The 23,103-nt window shown below is 37.2% G+C and carries 24 protein-coding genes and 1 tRNA gene; 12 read left to right on the top strand and 13 right to left on the bottom strand.

Annotation, left to right across the window (positions count from 1 at the left end):
- The first annotated feature begins 39 nt into the window (after positions 1–39).
- A complete protein-coding gene (locus tag BUA71_RS15725) occupies positions 40–396 on the top strand; it encodes a Na(+)-translocating NADH-quinone reductase subunit F (protein WP_072881468.1) in 357 nt (118 codons plus the stop codon).
- A 132-nt stretch (positions 397–528) separates the two neighbouring features.
- Entirely contained in the window at positions 529–1,551 is a 1,023-nt protein-coding gene (locus BUA71_RS15720) for an FAD:protein FMN transferase (RefSeq protein WP_072881466.1), read from the top strand.
- A gap of 12 nt (positions 1,552–1,563) precedes the next feature.
- Here the strand turns inward: BUA71_RS15720 and BUA71_RS15715 are convergent, their stop codons facing one another.
- From BUA71_RS15715 to gpmI, 6 genes are all read right to left on the bottom strand, one after another.
- Positions 1,564–2,328: a methyltransferase domain-containing protein gene (locus BUA71_RS15715; RefSeq protein ID WP_072881464.1), complete on the bottom strand. Its 765-nt coding sequence runs from the start codon at positions 2,326–2,328 to the stop codon at positions 1,564–1,566.
- 83 nt (positions 2,329–2,411) lie between these two features.
- Positions 2,412–2,975 (bottom strand): HNH endonuclease signature motif containing protein, encoded by a 564-nt coding sequence (locus BUA71_RS15710; protein WP_072881462.1) that lies wholly within the window; start codon positions 2,973–2,975, stop codon positions 2,412–2,414.
- Positions 2,959–3,783, bottom strand: a complete 825-nt coding sequence (gene map / locus BUA71_RS15705) for a type I methionyl aminopeptidase (protein ID WP_072881460.1) — start codon at positions 3,781–3,783, stop codon at positions 2,959–2,961. The genes BUA71_RS15710 and map overlap by 17 nt, the downstream gene beginning before the upstream one ends.
- 9 nt (positions 3,784–3,792) lie before the next feature.
- Positions 3,793–4,197, bottom strand: a complete 405-nt coding sequence (locus BUA71_RS15700; protein ID WP_072881458.1) for a BT0820 family HAD-type phosphatase — start codon at positions 4,195–4,197, stop codon at positions 3,793–3,795.
- 51 nt (positions 4,198–4,248) lie between these two features.
- Positions 4,249–4,773, bottom strand: a complete 525-nt coding sequence (locus BUA71_RS15695; protein WP_072881456.1) for a TlpA family protein disulfide reductase — start codon at positions 4,771–4,773, stop codon at positions 4,249–4,251.
- 9 nt (positions 4,774–4,782) lie between these two features.
- On the bottom strand, positions 4,783–6,300 hold the full coding sequence (gene gpmI / locus BUA71_RS15690; protein ID WP_072881454.1) for a 2,3-bisphosphoglycerate-independent phosphoglycerate mutase: 1,518 nt from the start codon (positions 6,298–6,300) through the stop codon (positions 4,783–4,785).
- A 471-nt stretch (positions 6,301–6,771) separates the two neighbouring features.
- Between gpmI and BUA71_RS15685 the strand changes: the two genes are divergently transcribed.
- Positions 6,772–7,527: a murein L,D-transpeptidase catalytic domain family protein gene (locus BUA71_RS15685; protein WP_072881452.1), complete on the top strand. Its 756-nt coding sequence runs from the start codon at positions 6,772–6,774 to the stop codon at positions 7,525–7,527.
- Positions 7,528–7,780: 253 nt separating this feature from the next.
- Here BUA71_RS15685 and BUA71_RS15680 read toward each other — a convergent pair whose 3' ends face one another.
- The 3 genes from BUA71_RS15680 to BUA71_RS15670 are packed head-to-tail and all read right to left on the bottom strand — an operon-like array spanning position 7,781 to position 10,286.
- Positions 7,781–9,418, bottom strand: coding sequence for a L,D-transpeptidase family protein (locus BUA71_RS15680; RefSeq protein ID WP_072881450.1), 1,638 nt, complete (start codon positions 9,416–9,418; stop codon positions 7,781–7,783).
- Positions 9,419–9,450: 32 nt separating this feature from the next.
- Positions 9,451–9,732, bottom strand: coding sequence for a GNAT family N-acetyltransferase (locus tag BUA71_RS15675; RefSeq protein ID WP_072881448.1), 282 nt, complete (start codon positions 9,730–9,732; stop codon positions 9,451–9,453).
- 2 nt (positions 9,733–9,734) lie between these two features.
- On the bottom strand, positions 9,735–10,286 hold the full coding sequence (locus BUA71_RS15670) for a ClpP family protease (protein ID WP_072881446.1): 552 nt from the start codon (positions 10,284–10,286) through the stop codon (positions 9,735–9,737).
- Positions 10,287–10,511: 225 nt separating this feature from the next.
- Between BUA71_RS15670 and BUA71_RS15665 the strand changes: the two genes are divergently transcribed.
- Positions 10,512–10,584 (top strand) — tRNA-Gly (locus BUA71_RS15665).
- Between the two features lie 426 nt (positions 10,585–11,010).
- On the opposite strand, the gene rho is transcribed toward BUA71_RS15665, so the two are convergent.
- Positions 11,011–12,654 (bottom strand): transcription termination factor Rho, encoded by a 1,644-nt coding sequence (gene rho, locus BUA71_RS15655; RefSeq protein ID WP_072881442.1) that lies wholly within the window; start codon positions 12,652–12,654, stop codon positions 11,011–11,013.
- Positions 12,655–12,850: 196 nt separating this feature from the next.
- Here rho and BUA71_RS15650 point away from each other — a divergent pair, with 196 nt between their 5' ends.
- Positions 12,851–13,261 (top strand): DUF4293 domain-containing protein, encoded by a 411-nt coding sequence (locus BUA71_RS15650; RefSeq protein WP_072881492.1) that lies wholly within the window; start codon positions 12,851–12,853, stop codon positions 13,259–13,261.
- A 368-nt stretch (positions 13,262–13,629) separates the two neighbouring features.
- On the opposite strand, the gene BUA71_RS15645 is transcribed toward BUA71_RS15650, so the two are convergent.
- Positions 13,630–14,118 (bottom strand): metallophosphoesterase family protein, encoded by a 489-nt coding sequence (locus BUA71_RS15645; protein ID WP_072881440.1) that lies wholly within the window; start codon positions 14,116–14,118, stop codon positions 13,630–13,632.
- Positions 14,119–14,262: 144 nt separating this feature from the next.
- Here BUA71_RS15645 and truA point away from each other — a divergent pair, with 144 nt between their 5' ends.
- Positions 14,263–15,006, top strand: a complete 744-nt coding sequence (gene truA, locus BUA71_RS15640; RefSeq protein ID WP_072881438.1) for a tRNA pseudouridine(38-40) synthase TruA — start codon at positions 14,263–14,265, stop codon at positions 15,004–15,006.
- Complete coding sequence (locus BUA71_RS15635) at positions 15,007–16,773, top strand: ABC transporter ATP-binding protein (protein WP_072881436.1); 1,767 nt, start codon at positions 15,007–15,009, stop codon at positions 16,771–16,773.
- A 31-nt stretch (positions 16,774–16,804) separates the two neighbouring features.
- Here BUA71_RS15635 and cdaA read toward each other — a convergent pair whose 3' ends face one another.
- Entirely contained in the window at positions 16,805–17,578 is a 774-nt protein-coding gene (gene cdaA / locus BUA71_RS15630; protein ID WP_072881433.1) for a diadenylate cyclase CdaA, read from the bottom strand.
- A 280-nt stretch (positions 17,579–17,858) separates the two neighbouring features.
- On the bottom strand, positions 17,859–18,689 hold the full coding sequence (gene folP / locus BUA71_RS15625) for a dihydropteroate synthase (RefSeq protein WP_072881431.1): 831 nt from the start codon (positions 18,687–18,689) through the stop codon (positions 17,859–17,861).
- Positions 18,690–18,941: 252 nt separating this feature from the next.
- On the opposite strand from folP, the gene BUA71_RS15620 reads away from it, so the two are divergent.
- The 5 genes from BUA71_RS15620 (at position 18,942) to BUA71_RS15600 (ending at position 22,973) form a co-directional block, all read left to right on the top strand.
- On the top strand, positions 18,942–19,487 hold the full coding sequence (locus tag BUA71_RS15620; RefSeq protein WP_072881429.1) for a DUF1599 domain-containing protein: 546 nt from the start codon (positions 18,942–18,944) through the stop codon (positions 19,485–19,487).
- Positions 19,488–19,518: 31 nt separating this feature from the next.
- Positions 19,519–20,613: a BT_3928 family protein gene (locus tag BUA71_RS15615; RefSeq protein ID WP_072881427.1), complete on the top strand. Its 1,095-nt coding sequence runs from the start codon at positions 19,519–19,521 to the stop codon at positions 20,611–20,613.
- A 326-nt stretch (positions 20,614–20,939) separates the two neighbouring features.
- Entirely contained in the window at positions 20,940–21,692 is a 753-nt protein-coding gene (gene tpiA, locus BUA71_RS15610) for a triose-phosphate isomerase (RefSeq protein WP_072881425.1), read from the top strand.
- Between the two features lie 2 nt (positions 21,693–21,694).
- Positions 21,695–22,528: a 50S ribosomal protein L11 methyltransferase gene (gene prmA / locus BUA71_RS15605; RefSeq protein WP_072881423.1), complete on the top strand. Its 834-nt coding sequence runs from the start codon at positions 21,695–21,697 to the stop codon at positions 22,526–22,528.
- A gap of 169 nt (positions 22,529–22,697) precedes the next feature.
- On the top strand, positions 22,698–22,973 hold the full coding sequence (locus BUA71_RS15600; RefSeq protein WP_072881422.1) for an ATP-dependent Clp protease adaptor ClpS: 276 nt from the start codon (positions 22,698–22,700) through the stop codon (positions 22,971–22,973).
- Positions 22,974–23,103: the final 130 nt, after the last annotated feature.

The following is a 23,103-nucleotide window of genomic DNA, read 5'->3' as shown; positions in this document are numbered from 1 at the left end:
AATCCCGCTTTATAGAGCGGGATTTTTTATTTTTGTATTATGTCAAAATTAAACGATCAGGAATTACATAACCTGGCAATGAATATTGTTGGGAAGGAGCTGGAAGATTCCGGCTATGAGTTTCTGGGTGTAAATAGTGAATTTCAAAAAGATCCCCAGTTTGTAGCTTTAAAAGATAAAAAACTGCATTTTGTGATTGTAAGGGCCATAGAATACCCGCATAATCCCCGCGAATATGATATTGCCTTTCTTCAATCCATAAAAGATCATGCTGAAAAATTTAAAGCCAGGACTTTTTATGCCGGAGTTGGTTTGGCAAACTCTGAAGATTATGAGAAACCCGTTAGCCACGGGGAAGATTATGTGGTGAATTATGAAGGCTGGCAGGAAATTTAACTACCGATATAACGTTTGGGTTAACCTCAAATTATCCCCGGACTTTATTTTTAATGTTTTTTGTCACGGGGATTAGTTAAACTTAGTCGCTTTAAATTATTCAATAATTCTAAGAATCATTCAGATTAAATCATGAAAAGAATTCTATTTTCTATAAGTGTCCTTATGATACTTTTTTTTGTTTCCTGTGATAAACAAAAGCAGCCCGGGTTATATACCCAGGAGGGTGCTGCTTTAGGGACTACATACCACGTGAAGTATTTTTCTTCGGAAGAAATAAACACTGAAAAGGCCTTCGACTCTATCTTTGAAGTAATAAATTCTTCCATGAGTACCTACCAACAGGATTCTGATATTTCCAGGATAAATAAGGGAGCTGAAGATGTACAAGTAGATAAACACTTTAGAACGGTTTTTAAAGCTTCTAAAAAGATATTTAAAGAGAGTAATGGCTATTTTGATCCCACTGTAGGCACGTTGGTCAATGCTTATGGATTCGGCCCCAATAAACCTCTAAATAAGCTACAGGAAAAAGAATTAGATTCTTTACGGAATATTGTAGGTCTTCAGAAATTGAGATTGACCAGCAATCAAACTATTAAGAAAGAAAACTCCAATATTTTCCTGGATTTCAATGCGATTGCAAAAGGCTATACCTTAGATATTATGGCAGAGTATTTAGATAGTAAAAACATAGAAAATTATCTAATTGAACTGGGTGGTGAACTGGTAGCCAAAGGTAAGAACTTAGAGCGAGACTCTAAATGGTATGTAGCCATAGATAACCCTCAACAAACTGAAGAAGAAAGAACTTTCCAGACCGTATTAGGTTTGAAGGACCGGGCTATGGCTACTTCCGGGAATTACAGAAAATATAGACAGGATAGTGTAAGTGGAAAACGTTTTGTACACACCGTGAACCCGTTAACCGGACAGGCAGAACGCAGTGATTTGTTGAGCACTTCTGTCCTGGCAGAAAATTGTATGCTTGCCGATGCCTATGCAACAGCATTTATGGCCCTGGGCTATGAGAAATCATTACAAATGCTGGAAAAACTAGAAAATGTAGATGTTTATTTTATCTATCTTGATGCGCAGGAAAGTATTAGGGTTTATGCTTCCAAAGGTTTCGAAGAAGCTCTGGATGAAAGTTAATAATGCTTTGAATCACTTATAACAAACGGGAATTAACTCTCCTTTTGCCAGCCGGTATTTATCGATTTCTTGAGAAGAAAAATTTGAAGTGTAATCCACGGCTTCCACCTGGAAACCTATATTTCTTAATTTATCAAAATAATCACGTCCATAAACTCTCACGTGGTCGTATTGCCCGAAAATACGCTCCCTTTCCTTTCTATCGGTGATCGAGTCATCTTCAAAAGTTTGTGCCCTGTTTAAATCCTGCGGAATTTGAAGTATGGCAGTTCCACCCGGTTTTAAAATTCGGTAAAGCTCCTGCATCGCTTTGGAATCGTTTGGGATATGTTCTAAAACGTGATTGCATAAAACAAAATCAAATTCATTTTCCTGAAATGGCAGGTCGCAAATATCGGCATGCACATCGGCAAGGGGCGAGTTTAAATCGGTAGTTGTGTATGTTATATTTTTAAGTTTTCTAAAGCGTTTATAAAAAGCCTGTTCTGGTGCGAAGTGTAAAACTTTGAGGTTTTCCTGAAAAAAACCGGTTTCGTTTTGAAGATAAAGCCAAAGCAAACGATGTCTTTCTAAGGACAGGCTGGAGGGGGAAAGTACATTTTCTCGTTGATTAATATAACCATAAGGTAAAAAAGAAGAAAAGCTTTTCCCGTCTATAGGATCGGTATATTTATTACCTCGCAACGCAAATTTAAAGAAGGGTTTGGCAAGATAGCTCAGCCGTATGAGCAAAGGTCGTGGAATCGTGTTTAAAACAAGTTTAAAGAGTTTCTTCATTAAGCGCTCTTCGTTAGGCAGAATTGGAGTTGTATGAATATATCAAAAAGTCCTTGGTTATCTTGATTTCGACTATAAAACTTTTAAACCTTTATATCTCCCCAGTTTTCTCCAGATTTAATGCGGTACAATTGCATTTCTGAAACGCCAAATTGTTTGGCTAAAACTTTAATCCTGGTTTTTCTGTTTGGGTCTAATAACTTTTTCTTCAGGATAACAGCCTGGGCATAGGTTAATTTAGAATAGGTGACTACTTTTCGCAATTTTCTCTTACGCTTATTCTCCTGTACTCCCGGACTTTTATGCTGATGCTCTACCCATTCTTCTTTAGTTGTCCAGGCCAGGTTTTCTACGCGGTTATCGTCTTTCTTAAAATTCTTGTGAATAACGTACTTGTCATCTTCTTTTTTATCCAAAAACAGCTCGGCTACAATACGGTGCACATAATAAGTTTTATGTTTCCCGCTTTGCAAGCGGGGTGAAAAACTGGTGTATCCACCAGTTCTACCACCTTTAATTAGTTCTCCGTTTTCTTTTTGAACATAGCTTATTAGCCTGCCATAATTAGAAACATCATAGATAAAATGATCCTTCCATTCCTTCTTATGCAGCCTTTTCCAGACCTCGCCTCTAAAATTCTTTGTCATATACCTGGGTTTTAAACTCATCTTCTTCGTCACTTTCAATTCCCAGCGCTTCATAAATATAATCGAAGGTTGAAAGTAACTGTGGTTTGCCGTCAATAAGCGCTAGATTGTGTTCAAAATGCGCACTTGGTTTATTATCGGCGGTAAGGATGGTCCAGCCATCACTCAACTGTTTAATTCTTTTTGTGCCAAGGTTTATCATAGGCTCTATGGCAACTACCATTCCCTCAATAAATTTTTTACCCCGGCCACGTTTACCGTAGTTTGGCATTTCGGGATCCTCATGCATTGTAGCACCCAGGCCGTGGCCTACCAATTCCCTAACTACGCCATAACCTCTGTCTTCAGTGTATTTTTGTATCGCATAACCAACATCTCCAACACGGTTTCCTGCTTTAAATTCCCTAATTCCTACGTATAAAGATTCTTTGGTTACTTTTAAAAGTTCTTCTACTTCAGGTTTTAATTCTCCAACGCCAAAAGTATAGGCGTGATCTCCATAAAAACCATTCTTAAGCGCACCACAATCTATAGAAATAATATCTCCTTCTTCCATAGGTTTGTCGTTTGGAATACCGTGTACCACCTGTGCATTAGGGCTCATGCATAAAGAATTTGGAAAGTCATATAAGCCTAAAAAACCCGGTTCTGCACCGTGATCACGAATAAATTCTTCGGCCATTTTATCTAATTCCAGGGTGCTTATGCCTGGTTTAATGTGTGGCGCAAGCATTCCTAATGTTTTTGAAACAATTTGAGCGCTTTCACGCATTATTTCAATTTCTTCTGAAGTTTTGGTAATAATCATATATTTACTTTAAAATCGGTTAAAAAAACCAAATTTCTTTTTCTGCTTTTGCCGAATATTTTCCGGATTGCTTTTTAGTTGTTGGTAAATTTCACCCCAACCTACCAACCCTCCAATATTGCGATCGTCTATAAAAATATCGGCCAAAATTTTACGGCTCATATTTTCGTCAAATTCTTCTTCTGGGTAGCTTTTATTTACTGCATAAAATTTTAACCCATTTTTCTCGCAAAATTGAACAGCATCCTCTAATTCTTCACCAGCACGATAAGTCCATAGAATTAAACGATGACCCTCTTCTTGTAAATTCTTTAAAGTTTCCAAAGCAAAAAGCATTGGCTTTCCTATTTCAGGATACCGGTTTTCTACGATAGTGCCGTCAAAATCTACGGCTATGGTTAAAGATTGAGGCATTTTACAAAATTAACAAGTTTCTACTTCTTAGCTATACTCGTTTTTCCTTATTTATTCAGCATAAGGGTTTTTATACCTTTCCTCACTAACAATTTTTGCAATATCTTTCTCAAGGTTTTCGACCGAAAATTCTACGTATCTATTAACTTCCTCTCCATCCTTTAAAAAAATTATGGTTGGAACTCTATGAACATTATATTTTTCATCTAAGTCGCCAGGTGCTTTTTTAGAATAATTCACTCCAATGCTGGTTAGATGGTCTTTGTTATAGTCAACTTGGTCCAACAACTTATAGAACTTTGGCACCTCATATTGGCTATCGCCACACCAGGTACCCATAAAAAGAAGAATTTCATAATCTGAAATATGCCTTTTAATTGTTTTAAAAGCTTCTTTATTGGGTTTGTACTGTTCATATCCGGGCGTGAACCAGGAGGAGTAAGGTTGCTTTTCCAGATTTTCCTGAGAGAACTCGCCAATTAAGTCTCCTTCCTGATTAATAATTGTCTCTTTCTGTGATGAATTGCCCGCGCTCATAAAAACGCTAAGGAAAATAATTAAAGCTTTATTGATCATTGGGTGTTTTTAAATTAGTGGATCTTGAGTCATTAATTCCGGCTGCTCAATTCCCATTAGTTTTAAAATAGTCGGGGCTATATTTCCAAGCTTACCACTTTTAATGGATTTTAGTTCTTTATCCAGTAAAATAAGCGGTACAGGATTGGTTGTATGAGCCGTGTTTGGGCTTCCGTCTTCGTTTATCATGGTTTCGCTATTTCCATGATCTGCGATAACCAAAACTGAATAATCCTGTTCCATGGCAGCTTCAGCTACATCTTTGGCACAAGCATCTACTGTTTCACAAGCTTTAACTGCAGCGTCAAAATCACCGGTATGGCCAACCATATCGGGATTTGCAAAATTCAAACAAATAAAGTCTGCCGATTTGTTTTTTAACTCAGGTACAATTTTATCCCTAATCTCATAAGCACTCATCTCTGGTTGCATATCGTAGGTTGCAACTTTGGGAGAATTGCACATAAGACGCCTTTCTCCTTTAAATGGCTTTTCGCGGCCCCCGCTAAAGAAGAAAGTTACGTGCGGATATTTCTCGGTTTCAGCGATCCTAATTTGCTTTTTTCCTACATACTCAAGAACTTCCCCAAGGGTAGATTTAATATTATCTTTTTTAAAGACTACGTTTACTCCTTTAAAACTGTCATCATACTTGGTAATGGTTACATAGTATAGTGGTAACTTCTTCATGTTCTGTTCCGGGAAATCTTCCTGGGTTAATGCCTGGGTAAGTTGTCTTCCGCGATCGGTTCTAAAGTTAAAAAAGATCACAACGTCTTTTTCGCTCAATTTAGCGATAGGTTCCCCCGCATCATTGGTCATTACAATTGGTTCTACGAACTCATCGCTTACATCATTTTCATAGCTTTTTTCAATAGCTTCCACTGGATTGGTAGATTTTGTGCCTTCTCCATTTACAATAAGATCGTAAGCTTTCTTTACGCGTTCCCAGCGTTTATCACGATCCATCGCAAAATAACGACCAATAATCGAGGCCAGTTTGCCGTTGGTTTTTTTAAGGTGATCTTCTATTTCCTTTACAAAACCTTTCCCAGAGTGGGGATCTACATCACGACCATCTGTAAAAGCGTGTACATATTTTTCTTTAACCCCAAAGTCTTCCGCAGCCGAAAGGAGACCTTTTAGGTGGTTTATATGAGAATGAACGCCACCATCACTCAATAAACCCATAAAATGAATAGGTTTATTGTTTTTTATCGCATAACTAAAAGCTTCTTCCAAAACAGGCTCATCTTTTAGCGTATTTTTTTCTACGGCCATATTTATTTTTACCAAATCTTGATAAACCACCCGACCGGCGCCTAAATTCATATGTCCTACTTCACTATTCCCCATTTGTCCTTCTGGCAAACCAACATTCATTCCGTCGGTGCGAAGTTGAGCGTGAGGATATTTCTCTAAGATATCATCCATAAATGGAGTTTTGGCTTTAGCAATTGCCGATACGTCTGGGTTTTGCGTGATTCCCCAGCCGTCTAAAATCATGAGTAGGACTTTCTTGTTCATAGTTATTAGAATTTGCTATAAAGATAAAAACAAATTACAGGAAGCTAAGCCGGTAGTCGCTAATCTTTTATTAAATCTAAGAAAACCTTTTCGTTATTAACTAAAAGCACGTTTTAATATATTTCTGAGCTAACAAGAATTGTCGTTTTGTGAAATTCAAAGAACAATAAATAAGTAGCTGGAAGAAATCCTAAATTTATTTCAGTAATAAAGTCGATTGTTTAAATTCTTTTCTAAAATTACACTATTTAAAATTTTAACATTTAAAAGCCTGGTTTGGAATAATTTTTTTGAATTTTAGACGTTTAATTGAATAGCCTCGGAACCATATAAAGGTTTGATTTTAAGATTCATAAAGCTTAAAATGTTAAAATTTGGTTCCTGCAACTCAATTATTTTAATTAAAAAGTTTATTTTGTAAGTTGGCATTACATTTGGACTTAATTAACAAATTAATTTAAATAAAATTATATGATATATAGACTTCTGACGGTTTTTGCGGGCTTAACTTTTTCTTTCGCATTTACCACCACAGAAAATTTAAATACTAATATTAATTCCAACGTAGAGGCGATCGCTTCTACTGCAAAGGAAATGCCTGCAGCTAATTCTTTTAAGCTGAAAGTGGCCAGCCTTTACAATGATTTCTCAAGTACCAATACCAGTATTCCTGCAATGCCTGTTTTTGAAAAAGCTGTAAAAGGTTACACGCAATTGGAAGAGAGCGGAAAAGTAGGTAAGAAGATACTAACAGTAATAGATTTTGAACTTTCTTCTAAGAAGAAAAGGATGTGGATCCTGGATATGGAATCCAAAAAAGTGCTTTTTAACACCTATGTGTCCCACGGAAAAAATACCGGAGGAGAGTTTGCAACCAAATTTTCCAACACCGTTAACTCATTGCAAAGTTCTTTAGGATTCTATATAACTGCTGAAACCTATTACGGGAAAAACGGACTTTCCTTATTCATTGATGGAATGGAAGAAGGAATTAATAACAACGCCCGGAAACGTTACGTAGTGATTCACGGCGCCGATTATGCTGAAGCTTCTTTTATAGATCGCATTGGTAGGTTAGGAAGAAGTTATGGTTGTCCAGCCGTGCCAAATACTATTGCAAAAGAAGTGATTGGTACCATAAAGCAAAAATCGGTGGTTTATATTCACAAAAACGATAAGAATTATTTGCAAAATTCTTCCTTACTCGATAGTATAGATTTATCGTGATTGCCATCTGGATGCCTCGAAATAAAAACTATTTTTCTAAATCCTTGATGTTCGGTAGAAATAATATTAATGAGCTTGCTCTCTAATAATAGCGAAGTCCAAAAGCAACTTCATAATTAACCCTATACTATTCGAAATCTCTATGAAAAAGAGTTAGTTGAAGAAAATTACTTATTAAAAATAATGATTATCAGTTAGTTATATTTTAGTCTTTTCTCTTTTTTCTTGCAGCGAAAGCGATCTTGTATCTAAATTACTCTTTGGTTAAAAGCTTATAAATAGTTGCATCCCGTTTATAAATATCTTCCGCGAAATAAGTGTGATTCGCCTCGCGCCAGGCTGTCCAATAGAAATGATGCACCAGTACCTTTTGGGTTACTTTAATGGTCGTCGTTTTCCCTGAAGCAAGAATCTCCTGAATCTTTTCTTCAGAATATTTCTCCTGGTCGCTCAATAATTGCTTTGCTAGATCCAGTACACCTTCAACCCTCACACATCCCGAACTTTGCGCTCTAAGATTCTTATTGAATAAACTTTTTGAAGGGGTATCGTGAAGGTAAATTAAATGAGGATTAGGATAAATAATTTTAACCAGACCCAAAGGATTTGAGCTTCCGGCTTCCTGTCTAAATGTATAGGATTTTACTTTGGCAGAAGTCCAATCTATCTCATGTGGATCTAGCCGTTCTCCCTGTCTATTAAATATGCTAAAGTTTTTTCGATTAATATACCCGGGGTCTTTGGCGGCAGAAGGAATTACATCTTTTCTTTTTATAGTAGGAGGGATGGTCCAGGTGGGGTTGTAAACAATATGCTCCACTTCATCAGAAAAAACGGGTGTTTTTCGCGCTTCAGTACCAACCATGGTGCGATGGGTGGCAATAGTATCTCCATCTTTTACCAGGCTTAAACGATAGTTGGCAATATTTACGATAATATATTGGTCTCCCAGATCACGAGGATACCATCTCCAGCGCTCCAAATTTGCTATGATTTGCTTCTTTCTGTCGTTATAGGTTTTGTTAAGGGTTTTAATGGTGCCGCCGCCAATTACGCCATCGGTTTCAATACCATTTCGTTCCTGAAATTTAATAACAGCATCAGCTATATTTTCATCATAAATAATAAGGCTGTCTGTGGTTTCGGCGTCCCAAAATCCTAATGCTTTTAAACGTTTTTTTATATTCGGGACCCGGGGATCTTTTTCACCGGGCTTTATGCTTTCACCCTTTTCAGAAATTTGGATTACTTCATTTTCTTTCTCCGCTAGTTCACGGTATTCTTTTAGTGATTTTTTTAAACCCAGGTAAACAGGATGCTTCGGAATAACCGAATCTACGGCCGCGATAATATCCTGTTCGTCTAAACCGTATTGTAGTAAACCTGGAAGATTTGGTTTATTCCTGTCTACTCCCCAAATCTCGTACATTTTAGAAGGATCTAATTTCCCCGAACTATAATCTGAAGCCAGGCCTAGAAAAGCATCTGTAAGAATGATTTCGAGTAAACTGCGTTCTTCTTCGCTTAATTCTGAAAGATGGGATAAAGATTTTTTCAAATACTCAAGATGATAGTCCTTTGGTTCAAGACCATCTTCTTTTGCGTTTTCAATGCTTCGGTAGAGATCCTCTCTAAATGCTCGTTGGGTCCAGACAGGTTTGTATTCGCAGTTGGAGTAAACAGAATCTATAAGTTCTGGCTGTAATAAATTTATAGTTCCCACCGCTTCTGAAAGTTGGGGGATTTTAGCCTTAATGGCAGTTGCCGAGGTTAGTTCTTCTATTGCAACTGCTTCTTCTTTTTTAGAGGTTTCAATACCCGGTTTCCTGTTTTCTTTACAGGAAAATAAACACAAGAAACAAATACACAGAAGGTATTTTTGAAAATTCATACGAAGATAAAATTATCCCTGATTATAAGACCTTAAGCCTTTACATCCTGGTAAGATTCATTGCGATCAAATTGAACTTCGGCAAAGGGACATAGCGGGTCTATTTTATAATTATTTTCCCTTGCAAATTCTACGCTATGGGCTAGTAGTTTACTGGCAATTCCCTGGCCTTCCAATTCCGGGCGCACTTCGGTATGATCTATAGTTAGGATATTATTTTCTTTTTTAGTGTAGGTGAGTTCGGCAAAAATACCTTTCTCATCCCGGGCAAAGAACATTCCCCGTTTATCATTTTGCCTATGTTGTATTTCCATGGTTATTTCTTAAAAAGTCCGTCCACAATTCCATATTCTTTAGACTCTTTGGCATCCATCCAATAGTCCCTATTAAAATCCTTTAGCACTTTATCTACGGTTTGGTCACAATTCTCAGCAAGAATTTTGGCACTAATCTCCCGTGTTTTTAAAATTTCATTCGCTTGAATTTCAATATTTGAAGCCTGCCCCCGGGCGCCGCCCATAGGTTGATGAATCATTACCTTTCCATGGGTCTGAATGAATCTTTTTCCTTTTGTCCCGCCAGAAAGTAAAATAGAGCCCATAGATGCGGCCAGGCCGGTACAAATAGTAGAAATTGGGCTGTTTAGACTCTGCATGGTATCGTAAATAGCAAAACCATCTGTCACATAACCACCGGGACTATTTATAAAGAATTGAATATCCTCATCTCCCTGCATATCTAAATACAGCAAGCGATCTATCACGTGTTTAGCTGTTTTATCATTCACAGCACCCCATAAGAATATTTTTCGTTCTTCAAGAAATTTAGCGTCTATTAAGTCCTGGATTTTGCCGGGTTTATCTTTCATAAGTCTAATTTTAAGAAATTTTATTTATAATTTAAAAGTAAGATTTATTTGTTGGAAGACTATGTTTTCAGATAGTCATTTAACAAGAATTTATTGATTTTAGACTTCAGTTTCTATAACTATAAGAATTCGAAAATCTTTTGCAGAACACAATTATGCTGAAATAATAAAAAAGTTCATTTCGTTTGGAATTTGAAACCTATAAACTTTATATTTGCAGCACAGGCGGGAGTAGCTCAGTTGGTAGAGCGTCAGCCTTCCAAGCTGAATGTCGCCGGTTCGAACCCGGTCTCCCGCTCTACGAAAAAACCTCGGCAAAAGTGTTGGGGTTTTTTTGCGGAAAAAGGTCACAAAAAGAAACCACCGGGTGAGAAGCCTGTGCTGAGCGTAGCCGAAGTGAACCCGGTCTCCCGCTCTACGAAAAAACCTCGGCAAAAGTGCTGGGGTTTTTTTGTGGAAAAAAAAGTCAGGAAAACGGATTACCGGGTGAGAAGCCTGTGCTGAGCGCAGCCGAAGTGAACCCGGTCTCCCGCTCTAAGAAAAAACCTCGGCAAAAAGTGTTGGGGTTTTTTTGTGAAAAAAACTCAGAAAACAAACCACCGGGTGAGAAGCGTAACTGAAGGGCTTAACCTCAACTATCAATCAAATTCCGAAGAAACAAAAAACCCGTTTAAAAAGCTTTAAAACTTTCTAAACGGGTTTTTTAAAAAAAATAGAGGAATTTTTATCCGTTCATGGATATCAAAAACTCTTCATTATTTTTTGTTTGTTTAATCCTGTCCTTGGTGAATTCCATGGCTTCAATCGGGTTCATATCGGCAAGATATTTACGCATCACCCACATTCTTTGTAGCACATTATCATCTAAAAGTAAGTCATCACGACGCGTACTGGAAGAAGTAAGGTCTATGGCCGGGAAAATCCTACGGTTTGCAATCTTTCTATCTAATTGCAGTTCCATGTTTCCTGTACCTTTAAATTCTTCAAAAATCACCTCGTCCATTTTAGAACCGGTATCGGTAAGCGCAGTTGCTATAATAGATAGCGAGCCTCCATTTTCAATATTACGGGCGGCACCAAAGAAACGTTTTGGTTTGTGCAATGCATTGGCATCAACACCACCACTCAATACTTTACCACTAGCGGGCTGCACCGTGTTGTAAGCTCGCGCTAAACGGGTAATAGAGTCTAAAAGGATCACCACATCGTGCCCAGATTCTACCAAACGTTTGGCTTTTTCTAAAACAATATTTGCAACGCGCACGTGTTCATGAGCTTCCTTATCAAAGGTAGAAGCGACAACTTCACCACGCACATTTCTTTGCATATCGGTTACCTCTTCGGGGCGCTCATCAATGAGTAGTACTATTTGATAAACCTCGGGATGATTTGCTGCAATAGCGTTGGCAATATCCTTAAGCAACATCGTTTTTCCCGTTTTAGGTTGGGAAACGATCATTCCCCGTTGTCCTTTCCCAATAGGGGAGAACAGGTCCATAATACGGGTAGAAAGACTACTTTGCTTATCGGCAATATTAAATTTTTCGCTTGGGAAAAGCGGGGTAAGGTGTTCAAAAGAAACCCTGTCCCTCACTACCTTTGGGTCTAAACCATTAATCTTATTGATCTTGATTAATGGGAAGTATTTTTCACCTTCTTTAGGTGGTCTTATCTGCCCTAAAACTGTATCTCCTGTCTTTAGTCCGAATAAACGAATTTGCGATTGAGATACATAGATATCGTCTGGAGAAGTAAGGTAATTGTAATCTGAGGATCTTAAGAAACCGTAGTTGTCCTGCATAATATCGAGAACGCCTTCACTTTCTATAATAGCATCAAACTCATAATCTGGATCCTTATAGCGATTGCGGTTATCACGATTACCATTGTCGCGGTGGCCTTTGCTTCTATTGTCTTTTTTAGCATCCCTGGGGTTGCTTTTAGACCCATTGGAAGAAGCTGACCTTTTATCGTCTTTGCTTTTATGATCTGGTTTTTTGCTCTCTTTAGTTTTAGATGAGTTATCATCTTTTTTGTGAGCAGTTTTTTCTTTTTTAGTAGGATGTTTATCCTTGTCTTCGGCTATAGCAGCCGGCTTGGAAGGCTTTTTACTGCTTCCTACTTTACCCGTTTTTTGAGTAGTTTTAGGTTTTTCTGAAGTTTTGCTTTCCTCAACCTTTTGAGTGTCCTCTTTAGCGTCGTTGGTAAGTGCTTCTTTTGCCTTTTTAGGGTTGGCAGCCTGATAATCGAGGATTTGATATACTAAATCTAATTTTTTTAACGACCTAAATTTAGGTACATTTAAAGATTTAGCAATATCCTGAAGCTCAGGAAGCTTTTTTGCTTTTAATTCTGAAATTTCAAACATGAATAATTATGAATAAATTTTTGTTTGGGTTTTTTATTAACTTCTCGAGGAAGAAACGAAAAAAATTTGGAGACTTAAGTAACCTGTTTTGAAATGGTTACGAAATGTTCCTGCAATAATACGACTTTATTTTTATTTTTTAAATAACAATTTTAAAAAGAATCTTTATTTTTGTCCGCAAACTTTATCAGGGGTTATGATACAACGAATTCAGAGCGTTTATTTATTTATAGCTGTAATTATTAGTGCTGCACTCATTTTTGTATTTCCACTTTGGAATAATGCTGAAGGGGTTCCTGTATATGCCGAAGATTATCTTTCAATTTTTATTGCTTTTCTCGCATCAGCTTTGTTATCTTTGGTGAGTATTTTTATGTTCAAAAATAGAAAGCTTCAGTTTGTACTGGGGCGTCTAAATATCTTATTAAACTTTTTTTTACTAGGAGTGTTTGTGTATTGGTCGCTAAGTTTACCCGGAGAAATGGATATTTCAGAGAAGGGTATTGGGATGTTTCTTCCAATCATTTCTATCGTTTTTATTGTTTTGGCCAATAAGGCCATTAAAAAGGACGAAGATCTCGTAAAATCTGTAGACCGATTGCGATAAGCCTATCATCTTAGTAGTATTAGTGCGTGAAAACCCGAAGTGAAAACTTCGGGTTTTTTAGTTTTTATAAGTATGATTGGTTGAAATAATGAGTGTAGTAGCCTAAAAAGTTAGCCGCGAATTCACCAATACTTATTCTTTGTTCTTAATTCTCCTGTCATTACAAGCGACGAAGGAGCGTGGTAATCTTTTGATAGTTCGTGATTTGATAAAAAGATTGCTTCAGTCGTACCTCCATCGCAATGATGCGAATTTTCTGAATCTATACTGCTTACTGAGACTGCTCACTGCCCACTGAAACTGCCCACTGAAACTGCACATTGCTTACTGGGACTGCCAACTGAGACTACCCACTGCCCACTGAATTATTACTCCAATTCTATCACTTCCAGGTCAAAAATGTTCTTCTTTTCAATCTTAAACCTAAGCATTGTGCGTTTTTTATGAAAACCCTGTTTGCCGGCAGCACCGGGATTCATATGTAGTAATCCCAATTTTTTATCGTTCATTACCTTTAATATATGGGAGTGCCCGCAAATAAATAATTTGGGTGGATGCTGTCTTATTTGCTCTCTAATCGCCGGCGAATATTTGCCGGGATAGCCTCCAATGTGAGTAATCCAAACATCTACTTCTTCACAAATAAACCGCTGGTGTAACGGAAATTCCTTTCTAATTTCTGTTCCGTCTATATTTCCAAAAACGGCTTTTAGCGGTTTTATAGCTTTTAAGGCATCTGTGACTTTAGGGTTTCCTATGTCCCCGGCGTGCCAAACTTCATCTGCTTCACCGGCATAATGCAAGATGCGGTCGTCAATATGGCTATGCGTGTCGCTTAGTAATAATATTTTCTTCAAAATTAATTCTTGTTTTGTCGCTAAGACCTAAATATCACTTTTGTAGTGTATTTAATTCTATAGCAGCTATCCTGGTTAAAGAGTTTTAGCTTCTAATAAATGCCTTATCTTTGCAGTTCGCAAATATAGTAATATAGATTTCGGTTGAGGTATTTTTTAGAACTGGCATATTTTGGTAAGGCTTATCACGGCTGGCAAAACCAACCCAACGCAGTTACAGTCCAGGAAAAAATTGAGAAAGCGCTGGCAATAGTTTTTCAGCGGCAAACACCTATTGTAGGTGCCGGTAGGACAGACGCGGGAGTTCACGCCCGTCAGATTTTCGCCCATTTTAATTCCGAAGAAAACCTGAGAAAAGATGCATTTCTATTTAAACTGAATTCCCTCTTACCTGCAGATATCGCGGTAAATGATGTTTTTGAAGTGAAAAGTGACGTACACGCTCGTTTTAATGCGCAAAGTAGAAGTTATGAATATCACGTAATCCAGTCTAAAAATCCATTTTTGGAAGATCGCAGTTATTATTTAAAGAATGAACTGGATGTTGATAAAATGAATGAAGCGGCTTCTATTTTAAAGGATTATACTAACTTTAAGTGTTTTTCAAAGTCTAAAACCGATGTAAAAACCTATAATTGCAAGATTACCAAAGCGATTTGGAAAAGAGAAAATGATTTGTTGGTTTTCCATATTTCTGCCGACAGATTTCTAAGGAATATGGTGCGGGCAGTTGTGGGGACGCTATTGGAAATTGGTTTAAACAAACAGCCCGTAGTAAATATGCACCAAATAATAAATAGTAAAGATAGGAGCCGGGCCGGTACTTCGGTACCCGCTAAGGCACTTTACCTAACCCGGGTTGTTTATCCAGAAACAGTAAAAAAATAAATGGCATCTAAAACCGGTAACGCATTCGATTTTAATTTATTTAAGCGCTTACTTAAATACACAAACCCCTACAAGTTAACTTTTTATTTTGTAGCGCTAGCTGCAATCCTACTTTCATTTTTTGCGGTTTTAAGACCTTACCTCTTAAAAATGACCGTAGATGAGGCTATTACCCCAAAGAATTATGAGGATTTGGTGTTTTTTGTGGGCTTAATGGGCGGAGCACTTATACTGGAAGTTATTTTTCAATTCCTCTTTGTATATTTTGCAAATTGGTTGGGGCAGGAGGTGGTGCGCGACCTTAGGGTGAACCTTTTTAAACACATGCTCAACTTTAAAATGACTTATTTCGATAAGTCGGCAGTGGGGCGTTTGGTGACCCGGGCGGTAAGCGATATTCAAACAATTGCCAGTATTTTTAGTCAGGGCTTATTTATGATTATTAGTGATATCCTAAAAATGCTGGTAGTGGTAGGATTTATGTTTTACCAAAGCTGGAGGCTTACCTTGTTAGTTTTAACGGTACTTCCGTTTATTATGTATGCTACCAGGGTTTTTCAAAAGAAAATGAAAGTCGCTTTTGAAGATGTTCGTAACCAGGTTGCCGATTTAAACACGTTTGTGCAAGAACGTATTACAGGGATGAAGATCGTTCAACTTTTTACACGTGAGAAAGAGGAGTATAAAAAATTTAAAGATATAAATGAAAAACACCGTAAAGCCTGGGTAAGAACCGTTTGGTATAATTCAATTTTCTTTCCTATTGCTGAAATGGCTACCTCAATAACCATTGGTTTGATTGTGTGGTTTGGCGGATTAAGAGCTGTAGCCGACGACGGCATTACCCTTGGGGTTATTATTGCTTTTATTGAATTATCACAACTATTATTTAGACCTCTTAGGCAAATTGCCGATAAATTTAATACCCTTCAAATGGGAATGGTAGCGGCAAACAGGGTTTTTGGGATTCTAGATACCGAATCCTCTATTAGTAATTTAGGCACCACTAAAGTAGATAGCCTTAAAGGTGATATTGAATTCAAGAATGTGCGTTTTAGCTACACCGGGGACGAGGAAGTACTAAAAGGAATCTCTTTTAAAGCCAATGCCGGGGAAACCGTGGCAATTGTTGGTGCGACCGGTGCCGGAAAATCTACGGTGATCAATCTATTAAACCGATTTTATGAAATAAACGAGGGTAAAATCCTAATTGACGGTATTGATATTAAAGATATTAGTCTGGAATCGCTGCGCAATCAAATTGCGGTGGTTTTACAGGATGTTTTCCTTTTTGCCGATACCATTTTAAGTAATATTAATTTAAGCGACCCCAATATTACCGAAGAAGAGGTGAAAAAAGCAGCTGAACAAATTGGGATTCACGAATTTATAGATACACTGCCCAATGGCTATCAATACAATGTAAAAGAGCGTGGGGCGATGTTGTCATCCGGGCAACGTCAACTTATATCCTTTTTGCGGGCTTATATGAGTAATCCAAGTGTTTTAATTTTAGATGAAGCTACTTCTTCCGTAGATACTTACAGCGAGTTGCTAATTCAAAAAGCCACCGATAAAATTACCGAGGGAAGAACGTCTATTGTTATCGCCCACCGACTGGCAACCATTAAAAAAGCCGATAAAATTATGGTGATGGATGCCGGTGAAATCGTGGAAATTGGAACCCATAAGGAACTTTTGAAAAAGACAGATGGTTATTACAAGAATTTGTATGAGGTGCAATTTAAGGCTGAAGAAGCTTTGTAGGTTTAGTAATCTTTAAACCGAAATAATCAAGCTAAGATAAGTCGTTTTTAATTTTTGAAATCAGTTCATCGTCGCTCTCAAACATTACGAATTCCCCATCTTTTACGTAAGAAATTTGCCCGGTTTCTTCACTTACTACCAGGGCCAGGGCATCGGTTTTTTCGGTAATACCTACGGCAGCACGATGTCTAAGTCCAAACCTCAAGGGGATTGCCCTATCGTTAGAAACCGGTAAGATTACCCGGGTGGCCGTGATTTTGTTGTCTTCTATCACCATGGCACCATCGTGCAGCGGTGAATTTTTATAAAAAATAGATTCAACGATTGGTTGGTTAATTTCTATGTTCTGCTTATCCCCAGAGTTTTTTACAAAATCTAAATTGGTGTTTTTTTGAATTACAATTAGAGCTCCCGTATAAACATCGCCCATTGCCGAACAAGCTTCTACGATAATATCTACAACAGTATTGGTTTCACTGTCTTTTTGCATAAATCTTATTTGACTAAAAAACCTTCCTTTTTTTGTGAAATTAGTAGAGCCAATCATTAATAAAAATTTCCTGATCTCTTGCTGAAAAACAACAATTAAAGCAAACATCCCCACGCCTATAAATTCTCCTAAAACGCTACTCAAAAGCTCCATTTGAAGCAATTGCGTGAGGCTCCACATAAGGTAGATAATTACAATACCAATAAAAATATTAACTGCGACAGTACCTTTTACCAGTTTATATAAATAATATAGCAAAAGAGCGACAAAAACAATGTCCAGAACATCTAGTATGCGAAGATTTATGATATCCAAATTAGCGTAGTTTTATGTAAAAATAGAAAATATGAAATTATTCTAACCTGCATTACCGATGATTTTTAATGAATCTCCCTAATCGTTCAGGTTAGCCATCAACTTAGTTGTAGCCATTTTTGAGTTTTAAAAATGTTGGTAAAACTTAATCGCAGTATAGCAGTGTGAGCTCAATCTTTTGAAAATTCCGGATTAAGCCGTTTACCCGCATATAGAGTTTTGACAGTAGATTGTACACTTTTTCAAATAGTACCCTTTGAATTTTATATTTACAGAAGAATTAATTATTCGATTGAAGTTGGTTAAAGAGTTTTACACACTCCACAGCTTCTTTTACATCGTGAACCCTAAGAATGGAAGCGCCTTTGGTTAAAGCAATGGTATTTAGAATCGTAGTACCATTTAAGGCTTCTGCCGCTGTTGTTTCCAAAGTTTTATAGATCATGGATTTTCTGGAAAGTCCTGCCAAAATCGGAAGTTCCAGGTTTTTAAAAAGCTCCAGGTGATTTAGCAATTCAAAATTTTGTTTTAGGTTTTTAGCAAATCCGAAGCCGGGATCTATAATAACATCATTTATGCCCAGGTTTCTTGCGGTCTTGATTTTTCCTGAAAAATAAAATAGAATTTCCTGCAATAGGTTTTCGTAAGTGTCTAGTTCTTTCATGTTTTGGGGTGTGCCGCGCATATGCATCATGATATAAGGCACCTGGTGCTCTGCTACAGTTTGCATCAATTTAGGATCTAAACTTCCAGCTGAAATATCATTGATTATCGCCGCACCGCTTGCTACACTTTTGTCTGCCACTTGAGCTCTAAAAGTATCTATGGAGATTAAAGCTTCCGGGAAATTCTTTAAAATGAGTTCAATGGCTGGGAGCACCCGGTTTATCTCTTCTGTTTCGCTAATCGTTGGAGCGCCGGGTTGTGTGCTGTAACCACCAAGATCAAGAAAAGTAGCGCCGGCGGCTAACATGCTTTCAGCTTGTTTTAAAATATCTTCTGCTGAAGTTTTTCGGCTTTTAGCATAAAAGGAGTTTGGCGTTGTATTTATCACGCCCATAACTTTAGGAGTATTAAGATTTATGAGTTTGCCTTTGCAATTTATAGTCATGAATAGTGTGTTTTATTCGTTAATCTAGTTTTTAAATATTCTGAAGCCTAGGTAGAAATCAATTTATTTATAATATTTCGCAGGTTTATCGTGCGATGTAACCTACTTGTATGTTGATATTAAGAAGCTCTAGTTGATAATAAAAATAATACTGCATTTGGCGATTGCCTACCAAAATCACCTCCCTTTCTCTTCAGAAATTTTTAGTATCTGGATTATTTGCACGAAATTTACGCAAATTAGATCTTTTTTATGCAGAATACCTCAAAACAGTATGACCTGGTAGTGGAAACCTGTCGCAGCTTGTTTCATAATAAGATGAAAGATTACGGGTGCGCCTGGAGAATCCTTAGGTTACCTTCCCTTACCGACCAAATTTTTATAAAAGCGCAACGAATAAGACAACTTCAGGAAAGTGAGGTGAGAAAAGTAGATGAGGATGAACAATCTGAATTTATTGGGATTATTAATTATTCGGTTATGGCACTCATTCAATTAGATAGAGGGGTAGTAGCGCAACCCGATCTAAATGCTGAAGAAGCCGCCCAGCTTTATGATGAGAAAATTACTGAAACGAAAGAACTAATGTTGAATAAGAATCACGATTATGGCGAGGCCTGGCGCGATATGCGCATTAGTTCGCTAACAGACCTAATTATTCAAAAATTATTGCGCGTAAAGCAAATTGAAGATAACAAGGGCAAAACCCTGGTGAGTGAAGGGATAGCAGCGAATTATCAGGATATGATAAATTACTCGGTTTTTGCAATGATTCTTTTTAAAGAAAAAGTAACGTAAATTAAGGTTTCAGAATTAAAATAAAAGATTGATGAAATTATTAGTGAGAATTTCCAGGATACTGGTAGGAGTGTTGTTTATATTTTCGGGCTTTATAAAACTCAACGATCCACTGGGTTTTTCATACAAACTGCAGGAATATTTTAGTCCGGAGGTTTTAGGGCTGGAATTTCTCGTGCCGTTCTCGTTAGTAATCGCTATAGTGCTGGTGATTTTTGAACTTGTGTTGGGGATCATGCTTTTAATAGGCTATCTCCCCAAATTTACTGTGTGGAGCTTACTGCTTATGATTGTTTTCTTCACTTTCCTCACGTTTTATTCGGCCTATTTTAATAAAGTGACAGACTGCGGCTGTTTTGGAGATGCGATCCCACTCACACCCTGGCAATCCTTTATTAAAGACGTTATTTTATTGTTGCTTATCCTGGTACTTTTTGTAAACCGAAAAATGATTACCCCGGTGTTGAATCCCATTAGCCATCGCTGGATCATTTTTCTATCTTTTATGCTGTGCTTTTGGTTCGCTTACCACGTGCTTATGCATTTACCGGTTTTAGATTTTAGAGCGTATAAAGTGGGAAATAATATAGAAGAACTTATGCAGGTGCCGGCCGATGCGCCAAAGGGCGTTACCGAGTATAAATGGACCTTTAAAAAAAATGGGGAAGAAGTGACGGTAACTACCAATGGAAATTACCCTAATGAAGCCGGGGAATTTATTGGAGTGGAAACCGAAGTCATTGAAGAAGGTTATATACCGCCAATTCAGGATTTTCAAATAGAATCTGGAGGAGAAAATATTACTTCTGAAATTTTAAATAACGAGAAGCTGTTTCTTATAGTCGCTTATGATTTAAACCATACCGAAGAAGAAGGCTTTATAGAAGTGCAAAAGCTCGCTCGTGAAGCGGAAGAAAAGGGTTATAAAGTTGTAGGCTTAACTGCTTCTAACGAGGCAGACCAGGAGATGATTAAAGATAAATTCAAGCTGAGCTTTGAATTCTATCAAGTCGATAAAAAAGCGCTGCAAACAATAGTTAGAGCAAACCCCGGACTCCTGGTGTTAAAAAATGCCACCATTACCCAGAAAAAGCATTGGTTTGACGCAGGTGAAATAGAATTGTAAATTTAGTTCAAGGTTCAAGGTTCAAGGTTCAGGGTTTAACTCAATTCAAACTGATACCCGGCAACCGGTTGGGTAGTTGCAGTATTTAGTAGGCAGTTGCAGTGAGTAGTCTTCTAAATTGATTAAACAACAAACCCCAAACAACAAACTATTACCCAAACAACTTCAATTTTATAAACTTTTGGTAAAAAGCCAATCTTCTAAGAGCTTTAGCTTAGCTATGTTTATTCTAATCGATATATTTGTAGGTAGCGGATATTTATTTCCGAAGAAAAGTAACACAACCAATTTAAGTCACTAATTATAGTAAAATTAATCAAGAAGTTATGAGAAAAAATATTGTAGCCGGTAACTGGAAAATGAACAATGACCTGGCAGAAACCCAGGAGTTACTTTCAGACCTAAAAGCACAATTGGTAAAAGAACCAGAAGCGGAAGTAATGGTGGCGCCAGCCTTCACCAATCTTTATGAAACCTTTAGAGCGCTTAAGGATACTCCTATTAAAGTAGCAGCGCAAAACATGCATCAGGCAGAGAATGGGGCTTTTACAGGAGAAGTTTCGGCAAAAATGCTAAAAAGCATTGGTATTAATACCGTAATTCTTGGTCATAGTGAACGTCGTGCTCATTTTGGGGAAACCAATGAAATCCTGGCAGAAAAAGTAAATGCTGCTTTAGAAAATGAAATGCGCATTATATTTTGTTTTGGCGAAGAGCTGGAAGATAGAAAGAATGAAAAGCATTTTGACCTGGTAGCGAAGCAGTTAAAAGAAAGCCTATACCAGGTTTCAAAAGAAAATTGGGAGAATATCGTACTCGCTTATGAGCCTGTTTGGGCCATTGGTACGGGAGAAACTGCCAGCCCAGAGCAAGCGCAGGAAATGCACGCTTTTGTAAGAAAAGATATTGCAGAGAAATTTGATGATAAAATCGCTCAAAATGTTTCTATATTATATGGCGGAAGTGTAAAACCGGCCAATGCTAAAGAAATTTTTGCTAAAGAAGATGTAGATGGCGGGCTTATTGGTGGAGCCAGTTTAAAAGCAGTAGATTTCATTGAAATTGTAAATGCGTTTTAAGAATGTCTTCAAACTATCTCGAATTTAGGTTTAGAATAGAGCCGCTTCAGCCAGCTTCAGAAATACTTGTTGCAGAGCTTGGGTATTTAGGCTTTGAAAGTTTCGTGGAAGAAGACGATGGTCTAATAGCATATATCCCTGCCGAAGAGTTTGAAGATGATCTCCTGGCAGGGGTTCATATTTTACAATCTGAAGAATTTAAAATTACCTATGCTAAAGCCGACATTGAAAAAGTAAATTGGAATGAAGAGTGGGAAAAGAATTTTACTCCCATTTTGGTAGATGAAGTATGTAGTGTTCGGGCGCCCTTTCATGAAGAACCCAATACAGAATTCGATATAGTTATTGAACCTAAAATGTCTTTTGGTACTGGGCATCACGCCACAACACATATGATGATTCAGCATATATTAAAAAACGATTGGGAAGATAAATCGGTTTTAGATATGGGTTGTGGTACCGGGGTGTTGGCTATTTTGGCTAATTTAAAAGGAGCCAAAACTGTAGATGCTATAGATATTGATAATTGGTGTTATCAAAATACAATGGAAAATATTGCAAGAAATGAGTGTGACACTATAAACGTTGAAGAGGGTGGTGCGGAACTGCTGCAGGATAGGAAATATGATATGATTCTCGCAAATATTAATCGAAATATACTCTTAAGAGATATACCTACTTATGTAAAATGTTTAAATGCTAATGGAAATCTTTTTCTAAGCGGGTTTTATGAAGAAGATATTCCGGTAATTAAGAAGGCCTGTGAGACCTTAGATTTAGAATATATTGAACATTTTGAGCGAGAGAACTGGGTAGCGGTAAAATTCTCATTTTAGTTGTTTTAGACTTTTTTTTATCTTTGCATGCCTAAATCCCTTATTAGATGGATTTTGATTAAAATGTGTGTCGAAAATTTTCGACATTAAGGAAGAGGTTATTACCAAGTTCTGTTGAGTATAAAACGAAAATCTTGTTATTTTACAGCAAGCATATTATTTGAATAAAATGAGCACAAAAGAAGAAGTATTAGAAGAGGTTAAAACAACAACCAGGGAGCAGAAAGAGAACGAGATTGTACTTTATAATGATGATTACAATACTTTTGATCATGTTATTGAATCATTAATATACGCTTGTGAGCATACACCAGAACAAGCAGAACAATGTTCAATCCTGGTTCATTACAAGGGTAAATGTGTAGTGAAAACCGGAACTTTTGATGATCTTAAACCCCGGTGTTCAAAATTATTAGAAGAGGGATTAAGTGCAGAAATAGTTTAGTTCAAATAGGGAAAATTCTTACAGAATTATTAAAAAATTAGTTTTTATTCAATAAATTAATTATTGTGTTGTTAATTTCATTAAGTTTAAAGGAATATTTCAGTTTAGTTTTATTATACCTTTAAACTTT

This window comes from Salegentibacter echinorum (assembly GCF_900129445.1).
GTDB classification, from domain to species: domain Bacteria; phylum Bacteroidota; class Bacteroidia; order Flavobacteriales; family Flavobacteriaceae; genus Salegentibacter; species Salegentibacter echinorum.
This window is presented reverse-complemented; position numbering and strand designations above follow the sequence as displayed.